This is a genomic window from Reyranella sp., from assembly GCF_004297265.1.
Classification (GTDB): Bacteria; Pseudomonadota; Alphaproteobacteria; order Reyranellales; family Reyranellaceae; genus Reyranella.
Genome location: NZ_SCUT01000045.1, coordinates 222,372 through 240,224, shown reverse-complemented (window position 1 = coordinate 240,224; position 17,853 = coordinate 222,372). Strand labels below are relative to the sequence as shown.

The 17,853-nt window shown below is 66.7% G+C and carries 18 protein-coding genes; 12 read left to right on the top strand and 6 right to left on the bottom strand.

The genetic code is table 11. The features are described from left to right. Positions 1–12 precede the first annotated feature (12 nt). Both EPO41_RS19890 and EPO41_RS19885 read left to right on the top strand, forming a co-directional pair. Positions 13–870, top strand: coding sequence for an ABC transporter permease (locus EPO41_RS19890; RefSeq protein WP_296328632.1), 858 nt, complete (start codon positions 13–15; stop codon positions 868–870). Further along, entirely contained in the window at positions 863–1,642 is a 780-nt protein-coding gene (locus tag EPO41_RS19885; protein ID WP_296328629.1) for an ABC transporter ATP-binding protein, read from the top strand. The genes EPO41_RS19890 and EPO41_RS19885 overlap by 8 nt, the downstream gene beginning before the upstream one ends. A 4-nt stretch (positions 1,643–1,646) precedes the next feature. Here the strand turns inward: EPO41_RS19885 and EPO41_RS19880 are convergent, their stop codons facing one another. Together EPO41_RS19880 and EPO41_RS19875 are read right to left on the bottom strand one after the other, a co-directional pair. Then, complete coding sequence (locus EPO41_RS19880) at positions 1,647–2,237, bottom strand: N-acetyltransferase (RefSeq protein WP_296328627.1); 591 nt, start codon at positions 2,235–2,237, stop codon at positions 1,647–1,649. A gap of 71 nt (positions 2,238–2,308) precedes the next feature. Then, a complete protein-coding gene (locus EPO41_RS19875) occupies positions 2,309–2,680 on the bottom strand; it encodes a VOC family protein (protein ID WP_296328624.1) in 372 nt (123 codons plus the stop codon). A 94-nt stretch (positions 2,681–2,774) separates the two neighbouring features. Between EPO41_RS19875 and EPO41_RS19870 the strand changes: the two genes are divergently transcribed. Further along, on the top strand, positions 2,775–3,308 hold the full coding sequence (locus EPO41_RS19870) for an ABATE domain-containing protein (protein ID WP_296328622.1): 534 nt from the start codon (positions 2,775–2,777) through the stop codon (positions 3,306–3,308). Positions 3,309–3,401: 93 nt separating this feature from the next. Here EPO41_RS19870 and EPO41_RS19865 read toward each other — a convergent pair whose 3' ends face one another. Beyond that, positions 3,402–3,698 (bottom strand): SCP2 sterol-binding domain-containing protein, encoded by a 297-nt coding sequence (locus tag EPO41_RS19865; RefSeq protein WP_295143668.1) that lies wholly within the window; start codon positions 3,696–3,698, stop codon positions 3,402–3,404. Positions 3,699–3,797: 99 nt separating this feature from the next. Between EPO41_RS19865 and EPO41_RS19860 the strand changes: the two genes are divergently transcribed. The 7 genes from EPO41_RS19860 to EPO41_RS19830 all read left to right on the top strand — a co-directional run bounded on the left by EPO41_RS19860 (position 3,798) and on the right by EPO41_RS19830 (position 12,492). Then, positions 3,798–4,661, top strand: a complete 864-nt coding sequence (locus tag EPO41_RS19860) for an SDR family oxidoreductase (RefSeq protein WP_296328619.1) — start codon at positions 3,798–3,800, stop codon at positions 4,659–4,661. A 7-nt stretch (positions 4,662–4,668) separates the two neighbouring features. Further along, positions 4,669–6,285 (top strand): carboxyl transferase domain-containing protein, encoded by a 1,617-nt coding sequence (locus EPO41_RS19855; RefSeq protein WP_296328616.1) that lies wholly within the window; start codon positions 4,669–4,671, stop codon positions 6,283–6,285. Between the two features lie 169 nt (positions 6,286–6,454). Continuing rightward, positions 6,455–7,615 (top strand): acyl-CoA dehydrogenase family protein, encoded by a 1,161-nt coding sequence (locus EPO41_RS19850; protein WP_296328615.1) that lies wholly within the window; start codon positions 6,455–6,457, stop codon positions 7,613–7,615. A 9-nt stretch (positions 7,616–7,624) separates the two neighbouring features. After that, positions 7,625–8,785: an acyl-CoA dehydrogenase family protein gene (locus EPO41_RS19845; RefSeq protein ID WP_296328612.1), complete on the top strand. Its 1,161-nt coding sequence runs from the start codon at positions 7,625–7,627 to the stop codon at positions 8,783–8,785. A 14-nt stretch (positions 8,786–8,799) separates the two neighbouring features. Beyond that, on the top strand, positions 8,800–9,618 hold the full coding sequence (locus tag EPO41_RS19840) for an enoyl-CoA hydratase-related protein (RefSeq protein ID WP_296328609.1): 819 nt from the start codon (positions 8,800–8,802) through the stop codon (positions 9,616–9,618). Further along, entirely contained in the window at positions 9,615–11,477 is a 1,863-nt protein-coding gene (locus tag EPO41_RS19835; protein WP_296328606.1) for an acetyl-CoA carboxylase biotin carboxylase subunit, read from the top strand. Before EPO41_RS19840 ends, EPO41_RS19835 begins: the two co-directional genes overlap by 4 nt. A 43-nt stretch (positions 11,478–11,520) precedes the next feature. Continuing rightward, positions 11,521–12,492: a tripartite tricarboxylate transporter substrate-binding protein gene (locus EPO41_RS19830; RefSeq protein ID WP_296328603.1), complete on the top strand. Its 972-nt coding sequence runs from the start codon at positions 11,521–11,523 to the stop codon at positions 12,490–12,492. Positions 12,493–12,501: 9 nt separating this feature from the next. On the opposite strand, the gene EPO41_RS19825 is transcribed toward EPO41_RS19830, so the two are convergent. After that, positions 12,502–13,887: an amidase gene (locus EPO41_RS19825; protein ID WP_296328600.1), complete on the bottom strand. Its 1,386-nt coding sequence runs from the start codon at positions 13,885–13,887 to the stop codon at positions 12,502–12,504. A 138-nt stretch (positions 13,888–14,025) separates the two neighbouring features. Here EPO41_RS19825 and EPO41_RS19820 point away from each other — a divergent pair, with 138 nt between their 5' ends. Together EPO41_RS19820 and EPO41_RS19815 are read left to right on the top strand one after the other, a co-directional pair. After that, positions 14,026–14,880: an NAD(P)-dependent oxidoreductase gene (locus EPO41_RS19820; protein ID WP_296328597.1), complete on the top strand. Its 855-nt coding sequence runs from the start codon at positions 14,026–14,028 to the stop codon at positions 14,878–14,880. A gap of 3 nt (positions 14,881–14,883) precedes the next feature. Then, on the top strand, positions 14,884–15,636 hold the full coding sequence (locus EPO41_RS19815; protein ID WP_296328594.1) for an alpha/beta fold hydrolase: 753 nt from the start codon (positions 14,884–14,886) through the stop codon (positions 15,634–15,636). Positions 15,637–15,669: 33 nt separating this feature from the next. Here the strand turns inward: EPO41_RS19815 and EPO41_RS19810 are convergent, their stop codons facing one another. Continuing rightward, positions 15,670–16,524 carry a CmcJ/NvfI family oxidoreductase gene (locus tag EPO41_RS19810; RefSeq protein ID WP_296328591.1) on the bottom strand — a complete coding sequence of 285 codons (855 nt, stop codon included), beginning with the start codon at positions 16,522–16,524 and terminating at the stop codon, positions 15,670–15,672. A 101-nt stretch (positions 16,525–16,625) separates the two neighbouring features. Beyond that, positions 16,626–17,801: an iron-containing alcohol dehydrogenase gene (locus tag EPO41_RS19805; protein ID WP_296328589.1), complete on the bottom strand. Its 1,176-nt coding sequence runs from the start codon at positions 17,799–17,801 to the stop codon at positions 16,626–16,628. Positions 17,802–17,853 lie beyond the last annotated feature (52 nt).

Here is a 17,853-nt window from a genome sequence, read left to right as displayed (position 1 = left end):
ACGGAGCGCATCATGGCGATCGTCGAGACAGGATCGGTTGCGGCGGCGGCATCGGCCGCCGCGCCGCGTGCGGCGACGCGCACGACGTGGGCGCGCTTCAAGCCGACGGTGCTGGCGCTGATCGTGCCGGTGCTGCTGCTCGCCTTCTGGCAGGTGGCAACCACCCAGCAATGGACCCGGCTGATCCCGACGCCCTACGCAGTCGGGGAGTACATGATCGATTTCGCGGTGGGCGGCATCTACGACGATGCCTACTCCGCGACATTGACCACCCATCTGCTGGCCTCGATGAGCCGCGTCTATGGCGGCTTCGCGCTGGCCGCAATCTTCGCCCTGCCGATCGGCATCCTGATCGGCCGGGTGCCGACTGCGCGCATGCTGCTCGATCCGTTCCTGCAGGTAATGCGGCCGATCCCGGTCACGGCCTGGCTGCCGCTGTCGATGATCCTGTTCGGGCTGGGCGCCAAGTCGGCGTTCGCCCTGGTCTGCCTCGGCGCCTTCTACCCGATCCTGCTCAACACGATCTTCGGCGTGCGCTCGGTCGATCCCAAGCTGTTCGAGGCCGCCTCGATGCTGGGCTGCCGCGGCAACGCGCAGTTCTACAAGGTGGTCCTGCCGGCCGCGACGCCGTCGATCTTCACCGGCCTGCGGCTCGGCCTCGGCCTTGCCTGGTTCGTCATCGTCGTCGGCGAGATGACCGGCGTGCCGCAGGGGCTGGGCGCCGTGATCATGGACGGCCGCACCCTGTCGCGCACCGAGCTGGTGATCTGCGGCATGATCGTGATCGGCCTCGCGGGTTACCTCTCCGACCGGGTCGTCGTCGCGCTCGGCAACTACCTGCTGCGCTGGAGCCCCAACCATCATGGCTGAGTCCGCGACTCCCATCGTCGAGATCAAGGGCGTGTCCAAGGTCTTCCGCCTGCAGGACCAGACGATCCACGCCCTCTCGGATGCGAACCTCTCGATCAACAAAGGCGAGTTCATCTGCCTGATCGGCGCCTCTGGATGCGGCAAGTCCACCCTGCTCCGCATCATGGCCGGCTTCGACCAGCCCTCGTCGGGCGAGGCGCTCATGTGGGGCAAGCCGATCGCCGGTCCCGACCCGTCGCGCGGCATGGTCTTCCAGGACTACGCGCTGTTTCCCTGGCTGAGCGTGCGCGCCAACATCGGCTTCGGCCCGGCTTCACGCGGGCTGGGCGCCGCGGAGGTGAAGCAGATCGTCGACAAGTTCATCGACCTGGTCGGCCTCGCCAAGTTCGCGAATGCCTATCCTCACCAGCTCTCCGGCGGCATGAAGCAGCGCGTGGCGATCGCCCGGGTGCTGGCCAACGACGCCGAACTGGTACTGATGGACGAACCTTTCGGCGCACTCGACGCCATGACGCGGGAACGTCTGCAGGACGAGCTTCTCGACATCTGGGAGCGCACGAAGCTCACGGTCGTGTTCGTCACCCACGCGGTCGAGGAGGCGATCCTGCTGGCCAACCGCGTGGTCGTCATGACCCCTGGTCCCGGCCGCATCGAGAGCGACAACCTGCTCGACTTGCCGCGCCCGCGCGACGTCGCCAGCCCGGAATTCAATGCAATCCGCCGCGTGCTGAGCGCCAAGCTGCACAGCCATCACGGCAAGAAGGCCGCCTGATCCTTCAGCGACGCCGCGGCCTGCGCAGCATCGGCACGATGGTCGGCGACCTGCCGTACTGGATCTCGCCCGTGATCTCGAAACCGTGGCGCTGGTAGAGCGGCACGTTCCTGGGGTTCGACGATTCGAGATAGGCCAGCACGCCATCGCGATCACAAATCTCGGTGGTATGGGCAAGCAGCGCGCCGCCCAGTCCCTTCCCCTGATGCTTCGGATCGATGCCGATCAGCGGCAGGTACCAATGCGGCTCGCGCGGATGATGGCTCTCCATCTGCTGCATCACCTGCATTCCGTCGCTCATGGACTGTGGCGAAGCCGTGGTCCGCATCACCTCACCCAGCGCTGCGCCATCCGGCTCCACGCCCGGCGGCAGCCACAGCGCCGTGCCGGCATGATCGCCAACGATGTGGGCGCCGCCCGTCGCGAAGCCTGCGCCGCCGAACGCCCTGGCGAAGCGTGGAAAGGCGTCGAGATAGGCCTGCGCATTCGGCCAGGTCCAGCGCGTGGCCGGATCGGTGCTGAACGCCAGCGTCAGCGTGGCGATGGCCGCTGCCGCTTCCGCCGGCGTGGCGTTCCGAACGGTCTTCGTCGTCATCCTCGCCTCACAGGATCGCTACCGGTCCCTTGAACATCGGGACCGATGGCGATCCTTGCAAGCCGATCCGGTCACTTCCCGCAATAGGCCTCGATCCGGTAGCCGTCGGGATCGATCACGAAGGCGGCATAGTAGCTCGGGCTGTAGTCGGAGCGAATGCCGGGCTTGCCGTTATCCTTGCCGCCGGCCGCGAGCGCGCTCGCGTGGAAGGCGTCGACCGACTTCCGGTCTTTCGCCACGAGACAGAAATGCAGGTTGGACTCCATGTCGGCCTTCACGGGGCTGGCCGACTTGCCGATCCAGAGGCCGACTTCCTTCTCGCCGTACCCCAGCGACGTCTCGCCGTCGCTCAGCCGCGTGTAGCCGAGCGGCTTCAGCGCAGCGTCGTAGAACTTCCGGGTGCGGGCGATGTCGGCGACGCCGATGGACACATGGTCAAACATGGCAATTTCCTCCTTCATAACCATATAACCGGTGATATGGTTATGACGGGAGGCTTTCCTTGTCAACCCGACAACCGGTTAGTAAGTCCCGTCGATGAATCGCCTCGACCTCTGCCTCGAGTTCGCCAACACGCGTTACTGGCGCGGACAGGATTTGCCCACGGAGACGCTGAACTCGCCGGCGGATCTGGCGGCCTGGGCCAAGGCGCCAAAGCCTCCCACGCAGAAGGAATTCGAGCGGGCCCTGGAGCTGCGCGAGACGATTCATCGGCTGTTCGATGCGACGGCCCAGGGGAAGGCGCCTGCCGGTCGCGATTTCGACGGGCTGAACGCGGCCCTCGCCGCCGCGCCGGCGCGTCAGACGCTGAAGCGCGACAAGGAAGCGTTCGACTGGGAACTGGACATGAGATCGGGCACGGCATTGGCCCTGCTCGCGCCCGTCCTGTGGTCGGCAGGCGACCTGCTGGCGAGCGCGAGCCTGGCCAAGGTACGGCGCTGCGCCAACCCGGAGTGCCTCTACCTGTTTCTCGACGAAAGCCGGGCCGGAAAGCGCCGCTGGTGCACCATGTCGTCCTGCGGCAACCGCGCCAAGGCCAGGCGCCACTATCACAAGAGCAAACGGGCATAGAAAAAGGGCCCCGACGAAGGGGCCCTTGTTACTGTCGCGTGTGCTTCCGCGCCTCAGAGGGCGCTGCCGCCCACCGGCGCATGGGAATGCGCCTTAACGCAGGATGCTCTGCAGCTTCATGGCGACACCCATGTCGCCTTCGATCTTCAGCTTGCCGGTCATGAAGGCCGTCATGCCGTCGAGCTTGCCACCGATCAGGTCGGCGAAGTCGCTGAAGTCCATCTTGATGGTGCAGTCGGCAGCGGTATCGTCGTTGGTGACGGCCGGCGGGGTCTGGTTGCCGTCGATGTGGACGACGCCCTGATCCGTGGCGAACTTGACGCTGTTTCCGAAGGCCGTCTTCTTGGAAGCGCCTTCCTTCATTTTCTCGGTGATTTCCTGCAAGGTCATGAGCGAATTCCTCCCATCGGCAATGGCCTTGGGGGATTACTTGACCTTTACGTAAACGTCAACTACAGGCCGGTAAACGGTCGTTCAATCGGAGGAAACATGACCTATCGCTCGGTCTTCAAACCGGGGTTGTTTGAGGGCCGGACGGTCGTCGTGACCGGCGGCGGCAGTGGCATCGGCCGTTGTACGGCGCACGAGATCGCGGCGCTCGGCGCGCACGTCGCCATCGCCGGCCGCAAGCAGGAAAAGCTCGACAAGGTGAGAGCCGAGATCGAGGCGGTGGGCGGCAGTTGCGAAACGCATGTCTTCGACATCCGCGAGGAAGCCCAGGTCAAGGAAGCGGTCGCCGCGATCGTCGCCAAGAACGGTCGCATCCACGGCCTGTTCAACAATGCCGGCGGCCAGTTCCCCTCGCCCGCTTCGTCGCTCAGCGCCAAGGGCTTCGACGTCGTCGTGCGCAACAACCTGACCGGCGGCTTCATCGTGAGCCGCGAGGTCTTCACCCAGTCGATGCAGCATCATGGCGGCTCGATCGTCAACATGACGGCCGACTACCGCAACGGTTTCCCCAACATGGTGCACACCGGCGCCGCGCGCGCCGGCATGGCGAACCTCACCATGACGCTGGCCTTCGAATGGGCGGCGGCCGGCGTTCGCGTGAACTCGGTGGCGCCGGGCTGGATCGCCTCCTCGGGCATGGACACCTATACCGGCGACTTCAAGGAACAGATCCCCAAGCTGAAGGGCCATTGCCCGCTGGGCCGTCTCGGCACCGAGAGCGAGGTCTCCGCCGCCGTGTGTTTCCTGCTGAGCGACGCCTCGGCCTACATCACCGGTACGGAGATCCGCATCGACGGCGGCGTGCCGCTCGCCAACCGCTCGGTCGAGCTACCGGCTACCGACCGCTCGAAACCGTTCGACGGCTTCCATCTGGCCACGACGCCCAAGGTCCTGGGCGGCTGAGGACGACATGCCGATTCTCGAGAGCCAGATCGATCGCAACAGCGACGAGTTCAAGCAGAACCGCCAACGCATGCTCACCGCGATCGCCGAGTTCCGCGAAGCCGAGGCAAGCGTCCAGGCAGCCTCCGAAAAATCGCGCGAGCGCTTCGCCAAGCGCAGGCAGCTCATGCCGCGCGAGCGCATCGCGCTGCTGCTGGACCGCGGCGCGCCCTTTCTCGAGCTGATGCCGCTGGCCGGCTACCGCATGCACGACGACAAGGACGGGTCGAGCGCCGGTGGCGGCTCGGTCGCGGGCATCGGCTATGTCGAGGGCGTGCGCTGTGTCGTGACGGCCTCGAATTCGGCCATCAAGGGCGGCACCGTCGCGCCCTCCGGCCAGCGCAAGGGCCAGCGGGTCCAGCAGATCGTCATGGAGAACAAGCTGCCGGTCGTGAACCTGGTCGAATCCGGCGGCGCCAATCTCCTCTATCAGGCCGAGATCTTCGTGCCGGGCGGCCGCGGCTTCGCCAACCAGGCGCGCATGTCGGCGAAGGGCATCCCGCAGGTCACCGTGGTGCACGGCTCCTCGACCGCCGGCGGCGCCTACCTGCCGGGCCTCAGCGATTACGTCATCATGGTGCGCAACCAGGCCAAGGTCTTCCTGGCCGGCCCGCCGCTGCTCAAGGCCGCCACCGGCGAGATCGCGACCGACGAGGAGCTGGGCGGCGCGGAGATGCACGCCACCGTCTCGGGCGTCGCCGAATGGATGGCCGAGAACGATGCCGACGGCATCCGCATGGCGCGCGACGTGATCGCCAAGTGGCACTGGAACGACCGTTTGCCGCCGCGTGCCGAGCGGCCGTTCAAGGAGCCACTCTACGACATCGAGGAACTGTGCGGCGTCGTCCCGCCTTCGCACAAGGATCCCTACGACGTGCGCGAGGTAATCGCGCGCCTGGTCGACGGCTCGGACTTCCTCGAGTTCAAGGGCCTGTTCGACCAGCAGACGATCTGCGGCTGGGCCGCCATCGAGGGTGAGCCGGTCGCGCTGATCGGCAACAATGGCCCCATCACCACCAAGGGCGCCGTGAAGGCCGCGCAGTTCATCCAGCTCTGCTGCCAGCAGGGCACGCCGATCGTCTACCTGCAGAACACCACCGGCTACATGGTCGGCACCGAGAGCGAGCGCGGTGGCATCGTCAAGCACGGCTCCAAGATGATCCAGGCCGTCGCCAACGCGACCGTGCCGCAGATCACCATCGTGATCGGCGGCAGCTTCGGCGCCGGCAATTACGGCATGTGCGGCCGCGCCTACGATCCGCGCTTCATCTTCGCCTGGCCCAACAGCCGCACGGCCGTGATGGGCGGAGAACAGGCCGCCGGCGTCATGAAGACCGTGACCGAGCAGAAGTTCCTGCGCGAGGGCAAGGAGCCGCCGCACGAGCAGATCGACAGGATGTTCAAGGGCATCGTCGACCAGTTCGAGCGCGAATCGACGGCGCTCTACGGCACCGCGCACCTGTGGGACGACGGCATCATCGACCCGCGCGACACGCGGCGAGTCCTGGCCTTCACCCTCTCGATCGCCCGCGAATCGATCGTGCGGCCGCTCAATCCCATCACCTTCGGCGTTGCGAGGATGTGATGGTCCAGCGCTTTCATCTTCCTCCCCATTCAAATGGGGAGGTGTCAGCGTCCTACGCTGACGGAGGGGTCATCAGCGGCACCTCAACACGCATGACCCCTCCGTCGCGGATTACCGCGACACCTCCCCATCTGAATGGGGAGGAATACCTTGGAGCAAGGACGTCCCGATGAAGTTCACCCCCGAGCACGAGGCGCTGCGCCAGACCTGGAAGACGCTGATCGATCGCGAGATCAATCCCTATGTCGACCAGTGGGAGAGGGACGGCCAGTTCCCGGCCCATGAGCTGTTCAAGAAGATGGGCGACGCCGGTCTTCTCGGTGTCGACAAGCCGGTCGAGTTCGGCGGTTCCGGTCTCGATTTCTCCTACGCCATGGTCTGTGCCGAATCGCTGGGCTGGGTGAACGGCGGCTCGATCCCGATGGCGACGGGCGTGCAGATCTCCATGGCGACGCCCGCCCTCGCCCGCTACGGCAGCGACGAGCTGCGGAAGGAATTTCTCGCCCCCTCGATCACCGGCGACTATGTGGCCTGCCTCGGCGTCTCCGAGACCGGTGCGGGCTCCGACGTCGCCTCGATCAAGACGACGGCCCGCAAGGTCGGCGGCGACTGGGTGATCAACGGCGGCAAGATGTGGACGACCAACGGCGCACAGGCCGACTGGATGTGCCTGCTCGCCAGCACCGACGACGGGCCTGCCCACAAGAACAAGTCGCTGATCGTCGTGCCGATGAAGACCAGGGGCATCGAGATCGTGAAGAAGCTCGACAAGCTCGGCATGCGTGCGTCCGACACGGTGCAGACCTTCTTCGACGAGGTGAAGGTGCCGGTGCGCTACACGATCGGCCAGCCGGGCATGGGTTTCACCTATCAGATGCAGCAGTTCCAGGAGGAGCGGCTGTGGGCCGGCGCGGGCTCGCTCAACACCTGCGAGCGGATCATCAACGCGACCATCGAGTACACGCGCGAACGTAAGGTGTTCGGCAAGCCGCTGCTCGACAACCAGGTGATTCATTTCCGCCTGGCCGAGCTCAAGAGCGAGGTCGAGGCGCTGCGCTCCATCGTCTACCGCGCCTGCGAGGATTATCTCGCCGGCAAGGATGTCACCATGCTGGCTTCGATGGGCAAGCTGAAGGCCGGCCGCCTGCGCCGCGAGGTCTCCGACTCCTGCCTGCAATACTGGGGAGGCGCCGGCTACCTTTGGGACAATCCCGTGGCCCGCGGCTATCGCGACGGCCGGCTCGGCTCGATCGGCGGCGGCGCCGACGAGGTCATGCTGCAGATCATCTCCAAGCTGATGGGCACGCTCCCGCGGCTGGGCAATCGCTAGGAGGCTGCCATGCAGTTCACCCAGGAACATGACGAGATCCGCCGCACGCTGCGGGCGATCATCGATCGGGACATCAATCCGCATGTCGACCAGTGGGAAGAGGCGGGCATCTTCCCGGCGCACGAGGTCTTCAAGAAGCTGGGCAATGCCGGACTGCTCGGAATCAACAAGCCGGCCGAGTTCGGCGGCATGGGGCTCGATTATTCCTACGCCATGGTGATGGCCGAGGAACTGGGCCACATCCAGTGCGGCTCGGTGCCGATGGCGATCGGGGTGCAGACCGACATGGCCACGCCGGCGCTGGCCCGCCACGGCAGCGACGAGTTGCGCAAGGAATTCCTCGCCCCCTCGATCGCCGGCGACTACGTGGCCTGCCTCGGCGTCTCCGAAGTCGGCGCCGGCTCGGACGTGGCCTCGATCAAGACGACGGCCCGCAGGGTCGGCGGCGACTGGGTGATCAACGGCGGCAAGATGTGGACGACCAACGGCACCCAGGCCGACTGGATGTGCCTGCTCGCCAGCACAGGCGAAGGCCCGGTCCACAAGAACAAGTCGCTGATCTGCCTGCCGATGAAGACCAAGGGTGTCGAGGTGGTGAAGCAGCTCGACAAGCTCGGCATGCGCTCCTCCGACACCGCACAAATATTCCTCGACGAGGTGAAGGTGCCGGTGCGGAACCTGATCGGCCAGGAGGGCATGGGCTTCGTCTACCAGATGCAGCAATTCCAGGAAGAGCGGCTGTGGGGCGCCATCAGCGCCGTGGTCGGCATGGAACGGCTGATCGACCAGACGATCGAATACACGCGCGAGCGCAAGGTGTTCGGCCGGCCCCTGCTCGACAACCAGGTGATCCATTTCAAGCTGGCGGAGCTGCGCACCGAGATCGAGCTGGTGCGCTCCCTCTGCTACCGCGCCTGCGAGGAGTATCTCGACGGCGCCGACGTCACCATGCTGGCGTCGATGGCCAAGCTGAAGGCCGGCCGCATGGTCCGCCTCGTCACCGACGGTTGCCTGCAGTACTGGGGCGGCGCGGGCTATCTCTGGGAATCGCCCACGGCCCGCGCCTTCCGCGACTCGCGCCTCGCCTCGATCGGCGGCGGCGCCGACGAGGTGATGCTGCAGATAATCTCCAAGCACATGGGCACGTTGCCCCGTCTCGAAAACCGCTGAGCGCCGGAGTTTTCATGGCCGAGTTTGCCGACAAGTACGAAGCCCTCCTCCTGCGCCGCGAGCGGTCGCGTCTCTACGTGACGCTCAACCGGCCCGAGGTGAAGAACGCGCTTAACCCGACGCTGATCGAGGAACTGAAGTCGGTGTTCGCGATCCTCAAGGACCGCCGCGACATCAAGGTCGTGATCCTCCGCGGCGCGGGCGGCACCTTCTGTGCCGGCGCCGACCTGAAGAACATGGAGCAGAGCTTCACCGACAAGCCCAAGCCCGGCGAGAAGGACCCGATCGCCGTCTGGAACCGCCAGTTCGGCGCCTTCCTCGAAATGCTGAACGGCACGCCGCAGGTCGTCGTTGCCGCGGTAGAGGGCTACGCCATCGCCGGCGGCTTCGGCATCCTCTGCGTCTCCGACGTGGCGATCTGCACCGAGGGCGCGGGCTTCGCGATGAGCGAGACCGCCATCGGCATCGTGCCGGCCCAGATCGCGCCGTTCGTCGCCCAGCGTATCGGCGTGCCGCAGACGCGCCACCTCGCGCTCACGGCCGCGCGCTTCAAGGGTCCCGAGGCGCTCCGGCTGGGCATCGCCCACTATCTGGTGGCCGACTCCGCCGCCCTCGACGTCAAGCTCGAGGAAGTGCTGAAGCAGATCGACAAGTGCGCACCCATTGCCAACGCGCTCACCAAGCAGGTGGTGATGAAGGTCGGTAGCGAGCCGCTCTCCGCCGTGCTCGACTTCGCCGCCGAGAAGTTCGCCGAGGCGCGCCGCGGGCCGGAGGCTGCCGAGGGATTGCGCGCCTTTGCCGAGAAGCGTCCCCCCCGCTGGGCCGTCGAATGACCTCCTTCTCGAAGGTTCTCGTAGCCAACCGCGGCGAGATCGCCTGGCGCGTGATGCGCACCGCCAGGGCGATGGGCTATCGCACCGTGGCGGTCTATTCCGACGCCGACCGGGACGCGCCGCACGTCGCCTACGCCGACGAGGCCGTGCGCATAGGTCCGCCGCCGGTCGGCGAGAGCTATCTCAGCATCGACCGCATCCTGGAGGCCGCCCACAAGAGCGGCGCCGATGCGATCCATCCCGGCTACGGCTTCCTGTCGGAGAATGAAGCGTTCGCCGACGCCTGCGAGAAGGCCGGCCTCACCTTCGTCGGCCCGCCGCCCGCCGCCATTGCCGCGATGGGCAACAAGGCGGCCGCCAAGCGGCGCATGATCGAGGCCGGCGTGCCCTGCGTCCCCGGCTACCAGGGCGCCGACCAGAGCGATGCTAATCTCGAAGCCGAGGCGCGACGCATCGGCCTGCCGGTTATGGTCAAGGCCGCGGCAGGCGGCGGCGGACGCGGCATGCGCCTTGTCGAGTGCGAGGACGATCTGCTGGAGGCGATCCGCACCGCGCGCACCGAGGCCGAGAGCGCCTTCGGTTCGGGCGAGCTGATCCTCGAAAAGGCCGTCGTCGATGCCCGCCATGTCGAGATCCAGGTCTTCGCCGACACCCACGGCAACGTCATTCATCTGGGCGAGCGCGACTGCTCGGTGCAGCGCCGCCACCAGAAGGTAATCGAGGAAGCGCCCTCGCCCGCCGTCGATGCCGACTTGCGCGATCGCATGGGCGCCGCGGCCGTCGCCGCCGCCCGCACGATCGGCTATCGCGGCGCCGGCACGGTCGAGTTCCTGCTGGGCGCCGATGGCGCCTTCTACTTCCTGGAAATGAACACCCGCCTGCAGGTCGAGCATCCGGTCACAGAGGCGATTACCGGCCTCGACCTGGTCGAATGGCAGCTCCGCGTCGCGCGTGGCGAGCCTCTGCCGCTGCGGCAGGAGAAGGTGACCTTCGGCGGCCATGCCATCGAGGTGCGTCTGTATGCCGAGGACGCCTATGCGGGGTTCCTGCCGCAGACCGGCCGCATCGACGTGTGGCGGCCGGCGACCGGCCCCGGCGTGCGCATCGACCATGGCATGAAGGACGGGCTCGCCATCTCGCCCTACTACGATCCCATGATCGCCAAGGTGATCGCCCACGGCGCCACGCGCGAGGAAGCGCGCGGGCGGCTGGTACTGGCGCTCGCCGAGACGGTCGTGCTCGGACCGACCACAAACCGGCATTTCCTGATCCGCCTGCTGGAGCATCCCGACTTCGCGGCTGGAGAGGCCACGACGTCCTTTCTCGTGAAGCACCAGTTTCCGGCCCCGGAGATCGGCGAAGCCCACTGGACCGCCGCCGCCCATCTCCTGTGGCAGGCGTCGGCGCAGAAATATCCGCCGTCGATGCGCGGCTGGCGCAATTCCAATCCCGAGCCGACGCCGATCCGCCTGGCTGCCGGCGGCAAGGAACGCCTGATGCAGGTCCGCGAGGCCGAAGCGCCCCACGTCCCGTTCCACATCGACGGCAACGACATCCTGGTCGACCTCGACGCGCTCACCGTACGCTTCACCGACAAGACCTATGCCCCGCCGGAGACGGCGGCGGCCGGCAGCGACGGCAAACTGCGCGCCCCGATGGACGGCCGCATCGTGTCGATCAAGGTGGCGCCCGGCGATCAGGTGAGCCGCGGCCAGACGCTGATCGTGCTGGAAGCGATGAAAATCCAGCACCAGCTCAAGGCGACGCTCGACGCGAAAGTCGAAGGGATCTCCGTCCAGGAGGGCCAGCAGGTTTCCAACCGGACCGTGCTCGTAACGATGGAGCCCGCGGCAGGTTGACGCTAGGCTCCTCCCAACAAGAGAAGTTCTGGGAGGAATTGCCATGCTGCGTAGAGTTGCTCTCGCCTTGCTCGCGGTGGCCGCTGCCGGCCCCGCCTTCGGCCAGGCCTATCCCAACAAGCCCATCAACCTCATCGTGCCCTTCGCGGCCGGCGGTCCGACCGACGTGATGGCGCGAATCGTCGGCGAGCGCATGGCCAAGGAACTCGGCCAGCAGTTCGTCATCGACAATGTCACCGGCGCGGCGGGCTCGATCGCCATGGGCAAGCTCGCCCGCTCCACGCCCGACGGCTACACGATCGGCATCGGCCATCTCGGCACCAACGTCGTGAACGGCGCGATCTACAGGAACCTGAACTACGACCTGATCAACGATCTCGAACCGGTCGCGCTGCTGCCGTCCAATCCGCTGCTGGTCGTGACCTCGAACCAGGTCCCGGCCAAGGACCTCAAGGAACTGGTCGCCTATCTCAAGGCGAACGCCGACAAGATCTCGGGAGGCACGGCGGGCCTGGGTTCGGGCTCGCATATCGGCGCGCTCGCCTTCTTCGCCGTGACCGGCACCAACTACCAGCTTGTGCCCTATCGCGGCACCGGTCCGGCCGTCCAGGACCTGATCGCCAACCAGATCCAGGTCATGATCGACCAGTCGTCGAACTCGCTGCCGCACATCCGCGCCGGAAAGCTCAAGGTCTACGCCGTCACCGCCAAGCAGCGCACCGCCGCGGCGCCGGACATCCCGACGACCGCCGAAGCGGGCTTCCCCGGCATCGAGGTCGCGATCTGGCACGGGCTTTGGGCGCCAAAGGGAACCCCGAAGGAGATCATCGACAAGCTCAACGCCGCCGCGGTCAAGGCCCTGCAGGATCCGGAGATCCGCGGCAAGCTAGAGAATCTCGGCCAGGATATCCCGACGCCGGAGCAGATGAAGGCGGATGCTTTCGGCACCTACCAGAAGGCGGAGTTCGCCAAATGGAAGCCGATCATCGACAAGGCCGGCGTGAAGGTGGAGTGAGCCGCCCTCTCAGGACGCCAGGGAAGGCGGCATCGGGCAGGGTGGCAGGAGCTTCTCCAGCACCTTCCCGACGCCGAGAAGCTTCGCTTCACCCCAGCGTTTGCCGGTGAGTTGCAGGCCGATCGGCAGGCCCTCCTTCGAGAAACCGCAGGGCAGCACGATGGACGGCTGCCCCGTCAGGTTGGCCAGGAAGTTGTAACTGGTGCCGGCAAAGAAATAGGGATGGTCGACGCCGTCGACCTTGAGCGGCAGCTTCTGCGACTGCCGGATGAAGGCTGCATCCGGCATCACCGGCATCAGCCAGGCATCGTAGTCGTCGAGGAAGGACTCACACTGGCGCGCAAGGCGGTCGCGCCGGTCGAGCACGGCGAAGAACTGCGCCATGCTGAGCCGCGCCGCGCGCGCGACCGACCGCGCCGTCGGATCGGCCGACTTGAGCTTGTCGAAATGCCGCTCGCGTTCGGCGAGCGGCTGCTCATTGATGATCATGTACTGGAACAGGTCCGACCAGTCGTCCCAGCCCTGCTGCCAGTCCAATCCCTCCGGCTCGGCCGGCTTCACCTTTGCGCCGGCCCCGGCCAGGAGCTTCGCGGTCGCCTGCACCACCGACGCCGTATCGGCCGAGACCGGCACCAGCGGGTTGCTGGTCAGGACCGCGATGCGCAGGTCCGTGGCAGCCAGCTTGGGCGTGGGCCCGAGCGGCACGGGTGCAGCCTCGACCTCGTAGCCGTCCGGCCCCGCGATGATGCGCAGCGCCGCGTCGAGATCGTCGACCGAGCGCGCCAGCGGGCCGAACGTGCCCATGTAGCGCGTGCTGCGGGTCTGCCCCGGCAGGTCGGGCACATGCCCGTGCCCCGGCACGCGCCACTCCGTGGCCTTCAGCGAGAAGATACCGTTGTAGTGAGCCGGATTGCGCACCGAACCGCCGATGTCGCTGCCCAGTTCCAGCGGCGACAGGCGGGCCGCCACCGCGACGCCGCCTCCACCGGTGGAGCCGCCCGCCGTGCGGCGTTCGTCCCAGGGATTGATGGTGGTGCCAAAGATCGGGCTGTCCGTCTGAAAGTCCGCGCAGAGTTCCGGCACATTGGTCTTGCCCAGGATGACGGCGCCGGCCGCGCGCAAACGAGCGACGAGGCTTGCATCTTCGGTCGCGACATTGTCCTTCAGCGGCGGATGGCTGGAGGTCGTCTTGAGGCCGGCAACGTCGAACGCTTCCTTGATGGTGATGGGCACGCCGTGCAGCGGCCCCAGCGGCTTCTTCTGGCTGCGCGCCCGATCGGCCGCCCGTGCAGCCTTCATCGCGCCGGCCTCGTCGACCAGCACCAGCGCGTTGAGCGGTCCGTTCACACGAGCGATCCGGTCGAGATGCGCCTTCGTCACCTCGGCCGAACTCAACCGTCCATTTCGTATGGCGCGTGCAAGTCGGGTCGCCGTTTCGAAGCACGGATTCATGCATGCCTCCCCTGAGTGCCGCGACACTAGCCGCCCCTACCCCGGCCCGGCTATAGAGCCCGAAGATTTCTTGGGGACGCCATGAGCTTGGGTAACAAAACCCTGTTCGTGACCGGCGGAAGCCGGGGCATCGGACTGGCCATCGCACTGCGGGCCGCACGCGACGGCGCCAACATCGCCATTGCCGCGAAGACGGTGAAGCCTGACCCGCGCCTGCCCGGCACGATCTTCACCGCCGCGGAGGAGATCGAACGAGCCGGCGGCAGGGCGCTGCCGCTGGCCTGCGACATCCGCGACGAGCAGAGCGTCGAAAAGGCCGTGGCCGATACCGTCGCGAAGTTCGGCGGCATCGACATCCTGGTGAACAATGCCAGCGCCATCAGCCTGACCGGCACGCTCGCGACGCCGATGAAGCGCTACGACCTGATGCACCAGATCAATGCGCGCGGCACCTTCATGGTCTCGCAGAAGTGCATCCCGCACCTCCTGAAGGCCGCCAATCCGCACGTGCTGAACCTCTCGCCGCCGCTCGACTTCGACGTGAAGTGGTTCGCCAATCACGCGGCCTATACGCTGGCCAAGTACGGCATGTCGGTGTTCGCCTGGTCCATGGCCGAGGAGTTCCGCGACAAGGGCGTGGCCTTCAACTGCCTGTGGCCGCGCACCGCCATTGCCACCGCGGCGATCCAGAACATCCTGGGCGGCGACGAGGGCATGAAGCAGTGCCGCAAGCCCGAGATCATGGCCGATGCCGCCCATGCGATCTTCACCCGGCCGGCGCGCGACTGCACCGGCAACTTCTTCATCGACGACGAGGTGCTGACCGCCGAGGGCGTGACGGATTTCGACAAGTACGCTGTTTCGCCCGGCACGCCGCTGATGCCCGACTTCTTCGTGCCCGCCCCTGGCGCGCGCACCGTCGTCGGAAAGGCCTAGCCCGTGGCGACGTTCCTGTTGGTCCATGGGGCCTGCACCGGCGGCTGGTGCTGGGAGAAGGTCGTGCCGCTGCTGGAAGCGGCCGGGCACAAGGTCTGCGCCCCCGACCTGCCGGGTCTCGGCAAGGACCAGACGCCACCGGCCAACGTCACGCTCGCCGACAATGTCGAGAAGCTGGCGCGCCTCCTCGACAAGATGGAAGAGCAGGTCATCCTGGTCGGCCATTCGCTGGGCGGCGTCACGATCAGCCAGCTCGCCGAGGCGCGGCGGCGCAAGATCAAGGCGCTGGTCTATGTCTGCGCGCTGCTGCCGACCTCGGGCAAGACCGGCAGGGACATGACCTCACTCGAACCGGACGCCATGTTCCGGCTCTCGCGGCAGGTCAGTCCCGACGGCAAGACCTACACCTTCGCGCGCGACAAGCTGCCGAGCCTGTTCTACGCCGACGTCTCGCCGGAGGACCGTTACAAGGCGATGGAGCGCCTGCGGCCGCAGCCACTCGCCATTTCGACGACGCCGGTGACGCTTACGGAGGAGCGCTTCGGCTCGGTGCCGCGCTGGTACATCGAATGCACGCTCGACCACGCCATCCGCATCAACCTGCAGCGCACGATGGTGAAGTCGACGCCCTGCAAGGTGCTTCGCCTGGAATGCGGCCACTCGCCGTTCTTCAGCAATCCCGAGGAACTGGTCGAGCATCTGGAGACGATTGCGGCGGCGCGTTCAGACACGCCGGCGGGCGGCAGCGCCTTCTGAGGCGCGGGAGCCCGCACGGCTCCAATTGCGCACTTAATCAAAGAATGCGAACGCGCGCGCTTCGATGCTCTGCCTCGGCCGCGGATTGGCCGGCGAGGTCGGATCGTCGAAGGCGGAATGCAGCGAGAAGCGCGCACGACCGTCCTTCAGCGAGTCGTAGCACTTGATGAGGATCGCCTCGTCCCGCGTCATCTTCGGGAAATAGAACCAGCGGTGATCGGCGTTGTAGACGCCCTGGTAGATTTCGCCGGTGCGGTCGGCATAGACGAGGTCGCAGACCGCGAGGTCGCGCGGCGCGATGCTCTCCGAATCGACGAACCCGAGGGGCGCCATCTCGATCGGCTCGTGATCGATGTTGCGCCAGACGTTGTACTCGGCGAAGCGCTTCTTCAGCCGCCGTCCGGCCTCCTCGGGCGGCAGGAGGTCTCGTACCCGCTGCGGCCCGGACTTCTCCGTGTAGTCGTTGTGCACGCTGCGCACGGGCGTCCGCAGGCCGCGCTCGACGGCACGGTCGGCGGTGCGCACCGTATGGTCGAATACCACCACCTTCGACGCGCCGGTCTCGCGCTTGATCAGCGCCTCGACCTCGGCATGGTACTTCGTGCGGACTTCCTCTTCGTCGTAGAAATCGCGCACGTGGGTATCGTGGCGCGTCAGGATGAAGGCCTGGCGGTCGAGCGAGAGATCGCGCGTGATCGGACGGGCGTCGTGGATGCGCACCGTGAAGTCGCGATAGTTGCCGTCGCGACGCGGCAGGCCCGTGCCGTGCGGCGGGTTGTAGGTCACCGGCTTGATGCTGAGATCGGCCAGATAGTTCACCGGCGCATCCACCCAGCCGGCGAGCGGCAGGCGCACAGCGGCGGATTCGGCAATTCGAACGTCGACCATGGTTTCACCCGTGACTAGCGTTTGCTCCCCTTAGGTCGTGTGGCTTTAGCCGCTTGCCACCCCGCGGGCTCACGAGAAGAATTCATGGGGTCATGTCGACTTCAGGCCGCGAGTTCGAGGATCTCCATGACCTGCTCCGGTCCCTTGATGGGGCGCGGATTGTTCAGCACCGCCCGGTCGTGCATCGACTTCTCGGCGATTTCGCGGAAGCGATCCTTGCCAACGCCCACGTCCGAGAGGCGTCCAGGCAGACCGAGCGACTTCACCAGTTCTTCCACGAGATCTCCCGCCGCCGCATCGGGCTTGCCGAACGCCTCGCCCACCCGCTTCTGGCGCTCCGCATTGGCCGGCAGGTTCCAGCGCAGCACCGACGGCAGCATCACGCAGGACGTATGGCCGTGCGGCACATGGCAGGCGGCGCCCAGCACGTGGCCGATCCCGTGGCTCGCCCCCACGCCGACGCCCGAGGTGCCGGCGCCGATCGACAGCCACATGCCGAACTGGAGGTCGAGCCGCGTCGCCATGTCGTCCGGGTTCGCCTTGTGCGCCGGCAGCGCGCGGGCGAGCAGCTTCAGTGCCTCGGTGGCGGTACCCAGCACGAAGGGATGGGCCTGCTGCGAACAAAGCCGCTCGACCGCATGGTCGACAGCTTTCAGGCCGGTCGAGAGCATGAGGTCCATTGGCGTCGCCAGCGTGGCCGCAGGATCGAGCACGATGACCCGCGGCACGATCAGCCGATGGCCGAAGCTTTCCTTGATGCCCTTGCGCGGGTCGGAGATGCCGGCAAAGGCATTGAACTCCGCGGCCGAGAGCGTCGTCGGCACGGCGATCATGCGGATCGCGTCGGCCGGCGGCTTGATGGCCTCCGACGGCGGCGCCGCGCCCTCCCTGGGCTTGCCGGCGCGGTAGGCGTCGAGCTGATCGACGGTCGTCACGTTCTGCCACAGCGCGATCAGGATGGTCTTGGTGGCATCGATCACCGAGCCGCCGCCCACGGCGACGATCAGGTCGGCGCCGGCCTTGCGCGCCATTTCCGCACCTTCGACCACGCAGGGTCGCGGCGAATGTGCCGTGATGCCGGCATAGGTGCCCGCATGCAGCTCGCCGAGACCATCGATCGCCGACGCCAGCAGCGCGCTCTGCGCCACCGACTTCGACGTGGTGATGAACACCCTCTTCGCGCCCAGCCGCTCGGCCTCGGCACGCAGGGCCGCGCCCGCCGGCTTGCCGTAGACGACGCGCTCGATGTCCTGGTGCCCGTGGATACCGCTCAGCATGTTCAACTCCTCCATCCTCATCCTGAGGAGGCGCGCCAGCGCCGTCTCGAAG